General features: G+C 72.1%; 10 protein-coding genes and 1 pseudogene. 4 read left to right on the top strand and 7 right to left on the bottom strand.

Features of this window, described 5'->3' with window-relative positions; genetic code table 11:
• Positions 1–3: 3 nt before the first annotated feature.
• A complete protein-coding gene (locus B351_RS0106915) occupies positions 4–1,308 on the top strand; it encodes an NTP/NDP exchange transporter (RefSeq protein ID WP_019398317.1) in 1,305 nt (434 codons plus the stop codon).
• A 17-nt stretch (positions 1,309–1,325) separates the two neighbouring features.
• Here the strand turns inward: B351_RS0106915 and B351_RS0106910 are convergent, their stop codons facing one another.
• Together B351_RS0106910 and B351_RS0106905 are read right to left on the bottom strand one after the other, a co-directional pair.
• On the bottom strand, positions 1,326–3,173 hold the full coding sequence (locus B351_RS0106910; protein ID WP_026010456.1) for an ABC transporter ATP-binding protein: 1,848 nt from the start codon (positions 3,171–3,173) through the stop codon (positions 1,326–1,328).
• Positions 3,174–3,235: 62 nt separating this feature from the next.
• A complete protein-coding gene (locus tag B351_RS0106905) occupies positions 3,236–3,787 on the bottom strand; it encodes an NADPH-dependent FMN reductase (protein ID WP_019398315.1) in 552 nt (183 codons plus the stop codon).
• Between the two features lie 65 nt (positions 3,788–3,852).
• Between B351_RS0106905 and soxR the strand changes: the two genes are divergently transcribed.
• Complete coding sequence (gene soxR / locus B351_RS0106900; RefSeq protein WP_019398314.1) at positions 3,853–4,323, top strand: redox-sensitive transcriptional activator SoxR; 471 nt, start codon at positions 3,853–3,855, stop codon at positions 4,321–4,323.
• A 12-nt stretch (positions 4,324–4,335) separates the two neighbouring features.
• Here soxR and B351_RS0106895 read toward each other — a convergent pair whose 3' ends face one another.
• A complete protein-coding gene (locus tag B351_RS0106895; protein ID WP_019398313.1) occupies positions 4,336–4,632 on the bottom strand; it encodes a DUF2782 domain-containing protein in 297 nt (98 codons plus the stop codon).
• Positions 4,633–4,730: 98 nt separating this feature from the next.
• On the opposite strand from B351_RS0106895, the gene polA reads away from it, so the two are divergent.
• Complete coding sequence (gene polA, locus B351_RS0106890) at positions 4,731–7,511, top strand: DNA polymerase I (protein ID WP_019398312.1); 2,781 nt, start codon at positions 4,731–4,733, stop codon at positions 7,509–7,511.
• Between the two features lie 399 nt (positions 7,512–7,910).
• Here polA and hemF read toward each other — a convergent pair whose 3' ends face one another.
• Genes hemF through B351_RS0106870 form a run of 4 tightly spaced genes read right to left on the bottom strand, consistent with a single transcriptional unit; the run spans position 7,911 to position 12,332 of the window.
• A complete protein-coding gene (hemF, locus tag B351_RS0106885) occupies positions 7,911–8,843 on the bottom strand; it encodes an oxygen-dependent coproporphyrinogen oxidase (RefSeq protein ID WP_019398311.1) in 933 nt (310 codons plus the stop codon).
• A 43-nt stretch (positions 8,844–8,886) separates the two neighbouring features.
• Entirely contained in the window at positions 8,887–9,456 is a 570-nt protein-coding gene (locus tag B351_RS0106880) for a hypothetical protein (protein WP_019398310.1), read from the bottom strand.
• Between the two features lie 57 nt (positions 9,457–9,513).
• Positions 9,514–9,942, bottom strand: a complete 429-nt coding sequence (locus tag B351_RS0106875; RefSeq protein WP_019398309.1) for an NUDIX domain-containing protein — start codon at positions 9,940–9,942, stop codon at positions 9,514–9,516.
• The gene (locus tag B351_RS0106870; protein ID WP_019398308.1) at positions 9,939–12,332 is read right to left on the bottom strand and encodes a S9 family peptidase; all 2,394 of its coding nucleotides are present in this window, start codon (positions 12,330–12,332) and stop codon (positions 9,939–9,941) included. The genes B351_RS0106875 and B351_RS0106870 overlap by 4 nt, the downstream gene beginning before the upstream one ends.
• 168 nt (positions 12,333–12,500) lie before the next feature.
• Here B351_RS0106870 and B351_RS16370 point away from each other — a divergent pair.
• Positions 12,501–12,887: pseudogene (locus tag B351_RS16370) on the top strand (AMP-ligase); the annotation flags it as partial.

The raw sequence follows: 12,887 nt of genomic DNA, 5'->3' as shown, positions 1-12,887 counted from the left end.
CCGATGACGTCCTCGCCGGATTCCGCCCGCCGCCAGCCCCTGCTGTCGCGCCTGTTCGGCGTGCAGCCGCACGAAGCGCCTGCGGTCGGCGCCGGCCTGGCGATGTTCTTCCTGCTGTTCACCGGCTACTTCATGCTGCGGCCGGTGCGCGAGACCTTCGGCGTGGCCGGGGGCGTGGACAACCTGCAATGGCTGTTCACCGGCACCTTCCTGGCCACGGTCGCGGTGCTGCCGGTATTCGGCTGGATCGCCTCGAAGGTGCCGCGGCGGCGGATCGTGCCCTGGGTGTTCGGCGCGGTGGTGGCGACCCTGCTGGGTTTCGGTGCCAGCCTGCTGCTGCAGCCGGAGAACGTCTGGGTCGGGCGCGCGTTCTACATCTGGGTCTCGGTGGTCAACCTGCTGCTGATCTCGCTGGCCTGGAGCGTGCTGGCCGACGTGTTCGCGCCTTCGGAAGCCAGGCGCCTGTTCGCCCTGGTCGCCTCCGGCGCCAGCGCCGGAGGCCTGCTGGGGCCGGTGCTGACCACCCTGCTGGTGGGGACGCTGGGCCACGGTGGCCTGCTGCTGCTGTCCTCGCTGCTGATCGGCGCCAGCGCCGCCACCGCGCTGTGGCTGCACCGCTGGCGCGTCCGCCACCCGCTGCCGGCGCACGAGCGCGCGGCGGCACCGCCGCCGAAGCGGCTGGGCGGCAACCCGTTCGAGGGTGCCACCGACGTGTTCCGCTCGCCCTTCCTGCTGGGCATCTGCCTGTTCGTGGTGCTGCTGACCACGGTCACCACCTTCCTGTACTTCGAGCAGGCGCGGCTGGTGGCCGAGCTGTTCCCGCACCGCGAGCAGCAGACCCGGGTGTTCGGCCTGATCGATACCGTGGTCCAGGTGCTGGCCATCCTCACCCAGCTGTTCGTCACCGGCCACGTGGCCAGGAAGCTGGGCGTGGGCGTGCTGCTGGTGGCGGTGCCGCTGGTGATGGCCGCCGGCTTCCTGTGGCTGGCGCTGGCGCCGGTGTTCGCGGTGTTCGTGGTGGTGATGGTCGCCCGCCGCGCCGGCGAGTACGCGCTGGTGCGCCCGGGCCGGGAAATGCTCTACACGGTCGTGCCGGCGGCGCAGAAGTACAAGGCCAAGAACTTCATCGACACCGCGGTCTACCGCGGCGGCGACGCGCTCTCGGCCTGGGTCAAGCGCATGCTCGACCTGCTGGGCGAGCACCCGTCGCTGGCGTTGTTCATCGGCGCCGGCGTGGCCCTGGTCTGGGCCGGCACCGGCGTGGCCCTGGGCCGCGCCCAGCGCCGGCGCGAGGCGGCGGCGCAGTAGCGGGGCACGGCGCCGGTTCAGGGCGCCGCGGCCTCCGCCTCCAGCTCGAGGAACCCGCCGGACTGGCGCTGCCACAGCTGCGCGTACAGCCCGCCGGCGGCCAGTAGCTGCTCGTGCGTGCCCTGTTCGACGATCCGGCCCTGGTCCATCACCACCAGCCGGTCCATCGCCGCGATGGTCGACAGGCGGTGGGCGATGGCGATGACCGTCTTGCCCTGCATCAGCCGGTACAGGTTCTCCTGGATCACCGCCTCGACCTCCGAGTCCAGCGCCGAGGTGGCCTCGTCCAGCACCAGGATCGGCGCGTTCTTCAGCAGCACGCGGGCGATGGCGATGCGCTGGCGCTGGCCGCCGGACAGCTTGACGCCGCGCTCGCCGACCTGGGCGTCGTAGCCGCGGCGGCCCTTGGCGTCGACCAGTTCCATGATGAAGTCGTGGGCATTGGCCTGGCGCGCGGCCTCGACCATCTCCTCCTCGGTGGCGTCGGGGCGGCCGTACATGATGTTCTCGCGCACCGAGCGGTGCAGCAGCGAGGTGTCCTGGGTGACCACGCCGATCGCCGCGCGCAGCGAATCCTGGGTGACCGTGGCGATGTCGGTGCCGTCGACCAGGATGCGCCCGCCCTCGCGGTCGTAGAAGCGCAGCAGCAGGTTCACCAGGGTCGACTTGCCGGCGCCGGAGCGGCCGACCAGGCCGACCTTCTCGCCCGGCCGCACGTGCAGGTCCAGGCCCTCGATCACGCCGCCCTTCTTGCCGTAGTGGAAGGTCACGTGGTCGAAGCGGATGTCGCCGCGCACCGGGCCGATCGCCTTCGCCTCGGGCCTGTCGTCCACCGCGGCCGGCAGGGCGATGGAGTTGATGCCGTCCTGCACCGTGCCGATGTTCTCGAACAGCGCCGACATCTCCCACATGATCCACTGCGACATGCCCATCAGGCGCAGCACGAAGGCGATGGCCACGGCGATCGCGCCCACGCTCACCGCGTCCTGCATCCACAGGCCGATGCCGCTGGCGGCCACCGCGAACAGCAGCAGCATGTTGAGGGTGTCGTTGCTGACGTTGACGAAGGTCGCCAGCCGCATCTGCCGGTGCACGGTGCCGAGGAACTGGTCCATCGAGCCGCGCGCGTACTCCTCCTCGCGGCGCGAGTGCGAGAACAGCTTGACCGTGGCGATGTTGGTGTAGCTGTCCACGATCCGGCCGGTCATGGTCGAGCGCGCGTCGGCCTGCTCCTGGGCGACCTTGTTCAGGCGCGGGATCGCGTAGCGCAGCAGCGCCGCGTAGGCGACCAGCCAGCCGGCGAACGGCAGCATCAGCCGCCAGTCGGCCGAGGCCGCCACCAGCAGCGCGCCGCCGAAGTACACGACCACGTAGTTGCCCACGTCCAGCAGCTTGATCACCGTCTCGCGCACCGCCAGCGAGGTCTGCATCAGCTTGGTGGCGATGCGCCCGGCGAACTCGTTCTGGAAGTAGCCCATGGACTGGCGCAGCAGGTAGCGGTGCACCCGCCAGCGGATGCGCATGGGGAAGTTGCCCAGCAGGGTCTGGTGGATCACCAGCGAGCTGAGCAGGTTCAGCGCCGGCATCACCACCAGCACCACCGCGGCCATGGCGGCGAACTTCCAGCCTTCCTCGGCCAGGAAGGTGGCCGGCGTGTGGCTGGACAGGCGGTCCACGATCGAGCCGGTGAACGCGTACAGCGACACCTCGGTCACCGCGATCGCGGTGGTCAGCACCGCCATCAGCGCCAGCCACGGCTCGGTGCCGCGGGTGTAGTGCCGGCAGAACGCGTACAGCGAGCGTGGCGGCTGCACCACCGGCGCCGGCGGGTACGGGTCGATGCGGCGTTCGAACCAGCGGAACAGCCAGCTGCGGCGGGACGGGGTCGGTTGGGCGGGTGCGTCCATCGGGGATCTGCGGGGACCGTTCAGGCGGCGGCGTCGTAGGGAATCAGGAGGCGGGCCTGGCGCAGCGCGCCGGCCCACCAGCGCAGGCGCCACAGGGCCAGGCGCATCGCCTTGTGCGCGGGGTGCCCGCCCGGCAGCGTGCCGTCGGCGGCGAACTGGTCGCGCGCGTGGGCGAAGCTGACGCCGTCGCGCAGCGGCACCGCGTGCAGGCTGGCGAACACCTGCCGCAGCTGCTCCACCGCGCACAGCCCGCGGGAAAGGCCGCCGTAGGAGATGAAGGCCACCGGCTTGGCCTGCCAGGGGATGTAGACCGCGTCGATCATTGCCTTGAGCGCGGCCGGGTAGCCGTGATTGTACTCCGGGGTCACCACCAGGAATGCGTCCGCCTCGCGGACCTTGCGTTCCAGCGCCGCGCCGTCGCGGCCCTCCGGGGTGGCCGGGTCGAGGCGGTCGATGCTCCAGCCGCCCATCGCCTCGGCGTGGGCGACGGCCCAGGCGGCGATGGTGTCGCAGAAGCGCTGGCGGCGGTCGCTGCCGTACAGCAGGGCAAGGCGCAGGGTGGGGTCGGGCATGCGCGGACGCTCCTCGTCTTGGGGGTGTGGCAGGCTAGGACCTCAAGCAAACTTGAGGTCAAGCGATGGCGGCATCCCGCGGTCCGGCGCATCCGCGCGGCGGCGACTGGCTGAGCGTGGGCGAGGTGGCCAGGCGCAGCGGCCTGGCGGTTTCCGCGCTGCATTTCTACGAGGCCCGCGGCCTGATCCGCAGCGAGCGCAGCGCCGGCAACCAGCGCCGCTACCCGCGCGCGGTGCTGCGCCGGGTGGCGCTTATCAAGGTGGCGCAGCGCGCCGGCATCCCCCTGGCGGAGATCGCGCAGGCGCTGGCGACCCTGCCGCAGGACAAGGTGCCGACCCGCGCCGACTGGCGGCGGCTGTCGCACCAGTGGCGCGCCGAACTGGACGCGCGGATCGAGCGCCTGGTGCGCCTGCGCGACCAGCTGGACGGCTGCATCGGCTGCGGCTGCCTGTCGCTGCGCGAGTGCCCGCTGCGCAACCCGGGCGACGTGCTGGGCCGGCAGGGTCCGGGCGCGCGCCGGCTGGAGCCGGGCTGAGCCCGGCGCGGCTCACCAGGAGAACAGCTTCCAGTAGACCTGCGGCAGGTCCTCGGCGTCGTCGCGGTCCAGGGTGCCGTCGCCGTCGCGGTCGTACAGGTAGTACGCCGGGCCGCGCACCGGGGTGATGCGGACCATGCGCAGCTGGCCGGCCACGCGGTACTCGTCCATCCGGTCGCCATTCTCCAGCACCCGGCTGGCGACCTCGGCCCCGCTGACGTCCACCGGTGCGTCGGCGGTGGCGGTGGTGGCGCAGCCAGCGAGCAGGAGGCTGGCCAGCGTGGCGGCGGTCAGGATCGGCGTGCGCATCGCGGGTTCTCCGTGTGGACGCGGCCATTATGCGCCAGCCGGGCGCGCGCGCCGCGCCGTTCCCGGCCGGTACCGGCACGGGCCGCTAGAATGCCCCGATGAAACGGCTCATCCTGATCGACGGCTCCAGCTACCTCTACCGCGCCTTCCACGCGCTGCCGCCGCTGACCAACGCCGCCGGCGAGCCCACCGGCGCGCTGTTCGGCGTGGTCAACATGCTGCGGGCCACGCTCAAGGAGAAGCCCGACTACGTCGCCTTCGTGGTCGACGCCCCGGGCAAGACCTTCCGCGACGAGCTGTACCCGCAGTACAAGGCCAACCGCCCGCCGATGCCCGAGGAACTGCGCGCCCAGGTGCAGCCGATGTGCGACATCGTCCAGGCGCTGGGCATCGACATCCTGCGGGTGGAAGGGGTGGAGGCCGACGACGTGATCGGCACCCTGGCCACCCGCGGTGCCGACGCCGGCATGGAGGTGACCATCTCCACCGGCGACAAGGACTTCGCCCAGCTGGTGCGCGAGCCCGGCAGGGGCGCCGGTTCGATCGCCCTGGTCAACACCATGACCGGAAGCCGCATGGATTCGGACGCGGCGGTGATGGAGAAGTTCGGGGTGCCGGCCGGGCGCATCGTCGACCTGCTGGCGCTGATGGGCGACACCATCGACAACGTCCCCGGGGTGGAGAAGTGCGGCCCCAAGACCGCGGCCAAGTGGCTGGCCGAGTACGGCTCGCTGGACGGGGTGATCGCCGCCGCGCCCTCGATCAAGGGCAAGATCGGCGACAACCTGCGCGCGGCCCTGGACCGCCTGCCGCTCAACCGCGAGCTGGTGACCATCCGCACCGACGTGGCCCTGGCCCAGGGTCCGGAGGCGCTGGTGCTGCGCCAGCCGGACGTGGACACCCTGCGCGCGCTGTACGCCCGCTACGGCTTCAACCAGGCCCTGCGCGAGCTGGAAGGCGGCGCGGCCACCGGCAACGTGGCCGAGAAGGAGCCCGGCCGCGCCCGCGGCACCGGTTTCGCCACCGCCGCGGCCGCCGCCCCGGAGGGCCTGGACCCGGCCCTGGCCGCGCCCGGCCAGTACGAGACCATCACCACGGTCGAGCAGCTGCAGGCCTGGATCGCGGCCCTGCGCGCCGCCGGCAGCTTCGCCCTGGACACGGAGACCGACAGCCTCGACCCGATGCGCGCGCGCCTGGTCGGCCTGAGCTTCGCCGCCGAACCCGGCCGCGCCGCGTACCTGCCGCTGGGCCACGACTATCCCGGCGCGCCGGCGCAGCTGGAGCGTGGCCAGGCCCTGGACCTGCTGCGCCCGCTGCTGGCCGACCCGGCGGTGCGCAAGCTGGGCCAGCACGGCAAGTACGACCTGCACGTGCTGCGCCGGCACGGCGTGCCGGTGGCCGGCTACGCCGACGACACCCTGCTGGAGAGCTTCGTGCTCGATTCCGGCAACGCCCGCCATGACATGGACAGCCTGGCCCTGCGCCACCTCGGCTACACCACGGTCAAGTACGAGGACATCTGCGGCAAGGGCGCCAAGCAGATCCCGTTCTCGCAGTGCGCGCTGGAGGACGCCACCCGCTACGCCGCCGAGGACGCCGACATCACCCTGCGCCTGCACCGGGTGCTGTCGGCGCGCCTGCAGGGCGAGCCGCAGCTGCAGGCCGTGTACCGCGATATCGAGATGCCGCTGGTGCAGGTGCTGGAGCGGATCGAGGCCAACGGCGTGCTGGTGGACATGGAGGAGCTGCGCCGGCAGAGCGCGGACCTGTCGCGGCGGATGCTGGAGGCGCAGGAGCGCGCCACCGCACTGGCCGGGCGCAGCTTCAACCTGGACTCGCCCAAGCAGCTGTGCGCGCTGCTGTTCGACGAGCTGAAGCTGCCGGCGCTGGTGAAGACGCCCAAGGGCCAGCCCTCGACCAACGAAGAGGCGCTGGAGGCGATCGCCGACCTGCACGAGCTGCCGCGGATCATCCTCGAGTACCGCGGCCTGGCCAAGCTGCGCAGCACCTACACCGACAAGCTGCCGGAGATGGTCAACCCGGAGACCGGCCGGGTGCACACCAGCTACCACCAGGCCGGCGCGGCCACCGGCCGGCTGTCCTCGTCCGATCCGAACCTGCAGAACATCCCGATCCGCACCGACGACGGCCGCCGCATCCGCCGTGCCTTCGTCGCCCCGCCCGGGCGCAAGCTGGTGGCCTGCGACTACTCGCAGATCGAGCTGCGGATCATGGCCCATCTGTCGCAGGACGCGGGCCTGCTGCGCGCCTTCGCCTCCGGCGCCGACATCCACCGCGCCACCGCGGCGGAGGTGTTCGGGCGGCCGCTGGAGGAGGTGACGGTCAACGAGCGCCGAGCCGCCAAGGCGATCAACTTCGGCCTGATGTACGGCATGGGTGCGTTCGGCCTGGCGCGCCAGCTGGGCATCGACCGCGGCCAGGCGCAGGACTACATTGCCCTGTACTTCAGCCGCTACCCGGGCGTGCGCGACTACATGGAGCGCACCCGCGAGCAGGCGCGCGAGCGCGGCTTCGTCGAGACCGTGTTCGGCCGCCGCCTGCACCTGGAGTACATCAACGCGCGCAACGCGGCCCAGCGCGCCGGCGCCGAGCGCGCGGCGATCAACGCGCCGATGCAGGGCACGGCGGCGGACATCATCAAGCGCGCGATGATCGCGGTGGACGCGTGGCTGGCGCCGCACGCCGACCGCGCGCGCATGCTGCTGCAGGTCCACGACGAACTGGTGTTCGAGGCCGACGAGGCGTTCGTGCCGGAGCTGGTGGAACGGGTGCGGGAACGGATGTCGGCGGCGGCGCAACTGAGCGTGCCGCTGGTGGTGGACGTGGGCGTGGGCGACAACTGGGACGAGGCGCACTGAACGCCCGGTTTCACGAGGGTTTCACCCGAATCTGTATGCTTCAGTCAGAAGCCGCTTCGCGCTACTGAATCCGGCCTAAACGGGACCGGTTTTCCAGAATTTTCTTCACGAAACATCAATGTCCCCCGTGCTTTCATAACCCTCGACAGGTGCAACGCCTGTCGCGGATCTCTCCCTTCCCCTGGAGTAGATCTACTGGAACGGGGGCTCCTCCCCAAGCCGTCGTTCCCCGGCCCCGCCAACCTCCCCCTGGTTGGCGGGGCTTCTTGTTTCCGGCGTCCGCTCGTGCGCGCCCCTGCCGGGACGTCGCCGCGCCTGGCGCGGCGGGCATCCCCCATGCCCCTGTCCCCGGTAACGCCGGAAGCTCCCAGGCGGCCGCAGCCGCTATCCCCTGGTGTGTCAGGTCTCCTGCGCCAGCCAGTCGCGCGGTACCAGGTACTCGCGCAGGCGGGCTTCCGCGCTGCCTTCCTCGGGCTGGTAGCCGTATTCCCAGCGCACGCGCGGGGGCAGGCTCATCAGGATCGATTCGGTGCGGCCGCCGCTCTGCAGGCCGAACAGGGTGCCGCGGTCGTAGACCAGGTTGAACTCCACGTAGCGGCCGCGGCGGTACAGCTGGAACTCGCGCTCGCGCTCGCCGTACGGGGTGTCCTTGCGGCGCTCGACGATCGGCAGGTAGGCGTCGAGGAAGCCGTCGCCGACCGCGCGCAGGTAGGCGAAGTCGCGCTCGAAGTCCTCGTGCAGGTCGTCGAAGAACAGGCCGCCCACGCCGCGGGTCTCGTTGCGGTGGCGCAGGAAGAAGTAGTCGTCGCACCAGCGCTTGTGCCGCTCGTAGCGGTCGGCGCCGAACGGCGCGCACAGCTCGAAGGCGGTGCGGTGCCAGTGCTGGATGTCCTCGTCGAACGGGTAGAACGGGGTCAGGTCGAAGCCGCCGCCGAACCACCAGGCCACCGTCTCGCCGTCGCGCTGGGCCTGGAAGTGGCGCACGTTGGCATGGGTGGTGGGCAGGTACGGGTTGCGCGGATGGAACACGAGCGACACGCCAGTGGCGCGCCAGGAGGCGCCGGCCAGTTCCGGCCGGGCAGCGCTGGCCGAGGGCGGCAGGCGGCTGCCGGAGACGTCGGAGAAGCCGATGCCGGCCTGCTCGAACACCGCGCCCTCGCGCAGCACGCGGGTGCGGCCGCCGCCGGCATGGGTGCTGGCGCCGGGCTCGCCGGGGCGGGTCCAGGCGTCCTCGACGAAGCGGGCCTTGCCGTCGGCTGCCTCGATGGCCGCGCAGATGCGGTCCTGCAGTCCGGTCAGGTAGTCCCTGACGAGCTCGAAGTTCGGATCCATGGGTGCATTCTAGCGGGCGACCCGGGCCTGCCCTTGATCGGGATCAAGGGCTTGCCGGGTCGCGGTGGAATTCGGCCCGCACCTGCGGGGTGCAAAGCTTCCAGGCCAGCCAGCCATGCAGGCCGGCGAAGGCCAGCGCGGTGGCCGTCGCGGTGACCAGCGAGACGATCCGGTTGGCCTGCATCTGGGCCATGAATTCGCGGCCCTCGCGGCTGTCCAGGAACTCCTGCGGGAACATCCCGACCATGCCGTCGAAGAACTGGCCGACCAGCGCCAGCGAGGCGAAGTTGAGCAGGGCGGTGGCCAGCAGGAAGGCGATGAAGGTCCAGCGTGCCCAGTCCCGGCGCCGCAGCAGGCCCCAGGACGAGACCAGGAACAGGCCCGACAGCAGCAGCCCCAGCAGCGACAGCAGGCGCCGCTGCTCCAGCATCCAGGCCACCGCCGGGGGCACGGCGGCGTGGCTGGCGATCCGGGCCACGGTGGCGTCGCCCACCGCCAGGGCCAGCGCCGCCTGTGCCAGCGAGCCGAGCACCGCCAGCGCCGCCAGCAGCATCGAGATGCGGGCCAGCACGCTGACGAAGCCGTTGCGCGGCAAGGGCGGCGGTGCGTTCATGGATCCGTTCCCCGGGTCGACCGCTGCATTGTGCCGAAAGCCGTCCGGCGCCGGGGCTCAGCCCAGCGCGCCGGATGCCAGCGCCCGGTCCAGGGCGGGGAGCACGTGGCCGGCGCTGAGCGGGGCCACCTTCACCGGGAACGGCAGGCGCGGGTCCACCCAGGCCAGTTCCGCGATCTCGGCGCGCACCTGCGGCTGGCCCTCGACCTGGACCACGTAGGCCTCGGTGCGGACCCGGCGCCCTGGCTCGTTGACCGCGTCGGCCTCGAACTCGCCCAGGCGGACGGCGCCATCGGCGCGCATGGCCACGCCCAGTTCCTCGTCCAGCTCGCGGGCCAGGGTTTGCAGGGTGTCCTCGCCCGGCTCGCGCTTGCCGCCGGGCTGGATGAAGGTATCCGAGCCATGCTTGCGCACCAGCAGCACGCGCCCGGCCGGGTCGCGGATCACCGCGGCCACGGTGCGGATCGGTTCGACGGGGGTGTTCATCGGGCGGGCTCCTTGAGGGTGCGTTCGAACAGCTTGTGGATGCGGCGGTACTGGTCGAACCACGAGTCCGGGCGCACGAAGCCGTGCCGCTCCAGCGGGTAGGAGGCCAGCTCCCAGTTGTCCTTGCGCAGCTCGATCAGCTTCTGCGCCAGCACCACCGAGTCGCGGTAGAACACGTTGTCGTCGATCATGCCGTGGGCGATCAGCAGGTGGTCCTGCAGGCCTTGGGCGTATTCGATCGGCGAGGAGGTGCGGTACGCCTCCGGGTCCAGCTCCGGGGTGTTGAGGATGTTGGACGTGTACTCGTGGTTGTACTGGGTCCAGTCCACCACCGGGCGCAGCGCGGCGCCGGCCTTGAACGTGCCGGGGCTGCGGAACAGGGCCATGAAGGTCATGAAGCCGCCGTAGCTGCCGCCGTAGATGCCGGCGTGGTCGCGGTCGCCCTGGCGGTTGGCCACCACCCAGTCCAGGCCGTCCAGGTAGTCCTCCAGCTCCGGATGGCCCATCTGCCGGTAGATCGCGGTGCGCCAGTCGCGGCCGTAGCCTTCGCTGCCGCGGTAGTCCAGGTCCAGCACCACGTAGCCCTGCTCGACCAGCAGGTGGTGGAACATCTGCTCGCGGAAGTAGTTGGGCCAGCGCGCGTGCACGTTCTGCAGGTAGCCGGCGCCGTGCACGAACATCACCACCGGATACTTGCGGCCCGGTTCGTAGTCCTTCGGTCCGTAGAACTTGCCCCACACCGTGCCGGCGCCATGCCGGGAAGGCACCTGCACGATCTCCGGGCCGGTCCAGGCGCGGGCCTTGAACGCGGCGCTGCGGGTATCGGTCAGCACCCGCGCCTGGCCGCCGTCGAGCGGGGCCACCGCCAGCTGCGGCGGCAGCCAGCTGCCGGAGTAGCGGACCAGCAGGTGGCGGCCGTCGGGCGAGGGCACGAAGTCCTCCACGCCGTCCAGCGCGGTGACCTCGCGCACCTCGTTGCTGGCCAGGTCCAGGGCACAGACCTCGTAGTCGCCCGGCCAGGCGCGGTTGCACAGGAACAGCAGGCCGCGGCCGTCGGCGGTGGGCACCGGCGAGGAGGCCTCCCAGCGGCCGGAGGTGCGCTGGCGCGGCTTGCCGCTGCCGGACTGGGTGTAGAGGTGGGCGTGGCCGCTTTCCTCGGACACGAACCACAGGGTCTGGTTGTCCGGCAGCCAGCCGAACTCGTTGAAGTTCCAGTTGATCCAGGCCGGGTCGGTGAGGCGGTGGCGCGGCTGCAGGCGCGCGGCGGCCAGGTCCACGCTGGCGATCCAGCGGTCCTTGTTGTCGACCGCGCGCAGCATCACCGCCACGTTGCGGCCGTCATCGCTCCAGCGGATCGCCGCACCCTCGGCGCCGACCTGCAGCGGGCGGTTGCCCTTCAGCGGTTCCTTGCCGGCGGTCTTGCGCAGCGCCGCCAGCGGGTCGTCCTTGATCCCGGGCAGGACGTCGAACGCCAGCTCGCGCACCTGGCCGGTGGCGGCGTCGACCAGCCACAGCGCATGCGGGACCGGGTCGTTGCGGCCGACGCGGGTGCGCACGTCCTCGAACTCCTCGTAGCCGGACTCGGTGACGTAGGTCGGCATCCTGCCTTCGCGACCGGCATCGGCGCCCTTCTTCTTCACCACCACCAGCAGGTGGCGGGCGTCGGGCGACAGGCTGCTGTCGACGATCTCCACGTCGTCGCCCAGGTAGACCGGGGCGGCGGCGCGGGTCGGGTCGGCCTTGCGCCAGGCTTCCTCCTGCGCGCGCTGCGCCTCGCGCCGCTCGCGGTCGCGGCGCAGGGTTTCCAAGGTGCGCAGCTGCTGTTCGCGCAGGGCGTCCGGCGCGGGCGCGGCGGCCGGGTCGCGCGCGGCCTTGAGCGTGGTGACCTGGGCGACCACCCCGTCCGCGCGCCAGTGGAACCAGTCGTCGCCGGCGCGCCACAGCACGCCGCCGTCGGCGGCGAAGCGCGGCTGCGCCTCGGCCTGGGCGGTGCGGGTCAGCTGCTGAAGGTTGCAGCTGGCCAGGTCGCGCACGAACACGTCGCCGTTGCGCACGAAGGCCATGCGCCGGCGCTGCGGGTCGTACACCGGGTCGGGGGCGTCGAGCGCGGCGCGCTCGGCGTCGGAGACCTTCTGCAGGGCACCGCCGGCCACCGGCACGCGCCAGGCGTCTCGCACCGTGCTGCCCTCGCGCTTGAGCAGCAGCTGCGCCTCGCGTCCGTCCCAGCTCCACCAGGCCTTCTCCACCGGCGGGCCGATCCAGTCCGGGTCGGCCATCGCCTGTTCCAGGGTGAAGGCGGCGGACGGGGACTGCGCGGACGCGGCCAGGGGCAGGGCGGCCAGCAGCAGCGGCAGCAGGCGCCGCGCGGCCCGCGGAAAGGGCTGGGTCATGGACGAAACCGGGTGGTGGACTGGCGCCGCAGGGTACCAGCCCGGTCCGCCGCGGCCACGGCAGAAGGTCATGCCCGCCCGCAGCCGTGCTTGCCCACGCCGGGGCCGGCCGCCATCCTGTACCGTCTTGTGCGGCAACGGGGACTGTCGCAGGAACCTCCCAGCCCGATGTCAGCCGTCATCCAGCCAGCCCTTCCCGCCGTCGAAGACCTGCCCCTGGCGGCGGGCGACCCGGCGCGCGTCCTCGTGTTCGACGCCCGCGGCGGGGTGACCCTGGGCCAGTTCCTCGCCCAGGCCCGCGACCTGGCCGGGCGCCTGCCGGAGGCGCGCCATGTCGCCCACCTGGCCGAGGACCGCTACCGCTTCCTGCTCGGCTTCTGCGCCGCGGCCCTGCGCGGCCAGGTGGCGCTGCTGCCGCCGTCCGGGGCGCCGCGCACCTTGTCCGAGGTGCTCCGGGCCCATGCCGAGGGCGGCGCCTACCGGCTGGGCGGCGAGGACGGCATCCCCGTGCCGGGGCTGGAGGCCGCGCGCGGCGCGCCGGTGGCGGCCGCGGCC

It is taken from the genome of Pseudoxanthomonas sp. GW2, assembly GCF_000283075.1.
Taxonomy (GTDB): Bacteria; Pseudomonadota; Gammaproteobacteria; order Xanthomonadales; family Xanthomonadaceae; genus Pseudoxanthomonas.
The sequence above is the reverse complement of the archived record's forward strand: the minus strand, read 5'-3'. Positions and strand labels throughout refer to the sequence as shown.

What these genes read in the sequence shown, in the direction of transcription:
- B351_RS0106880 (WP_019398310.1), bottom strand. Translation starts at nt 9,456, where the DNA reads ATGAACGCACCGCCGCCCTTGCCGCGCAACGGCTTCGTCAGCGTGCTG.
- B351_RS0106905 (WP_019398315.1), bottom strand. Translation starts at nt 3,787, where the DNA reads ATGCCCGACCCCACCCTGCGCCTTGCCCTGCTGTACGGCAGCGACCGC.
- polA (WP_019398312.1), top strand. Translation starts at nt 4,731, where the DNA reads ATGAAACGGCTCATCCTGATCGACGGCTCCAGCTACCTCTACCGCGCC.
- hemF (WP_019398311.1), bottom strand. Translation starts at nt 8,843, where the DNA reads ATGGATCCGAACTTCGAGCTCGTCAGGGACTACCTGACCGGACTGCAG.
- B351_RS0106895 (WP_019398313.1), bottom strand. Translation starts at nt 4,632, where the DNA reads ATGCGCACGCCGATCCTGACCGCCGCCACGCTGGCCAGCCTCCTGCTC.
- B351_RS0106870 (WP_019398308.1), bottom strand. Translation starts at nt 12,332, where the DNA reads ATGACCCAGCCCTTTCCGCGGGCCGCGCGGCGCCTGCTGCCGCTGCTG.
- B351_RS0106915 (WP_019398317.1), top strand. Translation starts at nt 4, where the DNA reads ATGACGTCCTCGCCGGATTCCGCCCGCCGCCAGCCCCTGCTGTCGCGC.
- soxR (WP_019398314.1), top strand. Translation starts at nt 3,853, where the DNA reads ATGGCGGCATCCCGCGGTCCGGCGCATCCGCGCGGCGGCGACTGGCTG.
- B351_RS0106875 (WP_019398309.1), bottom strand. Translation starts at nt 9,942, where the DNA reads ATGAACACCCCCGTCGAACCGATCCGCACCGTGGCCGCGGTGATCCGC.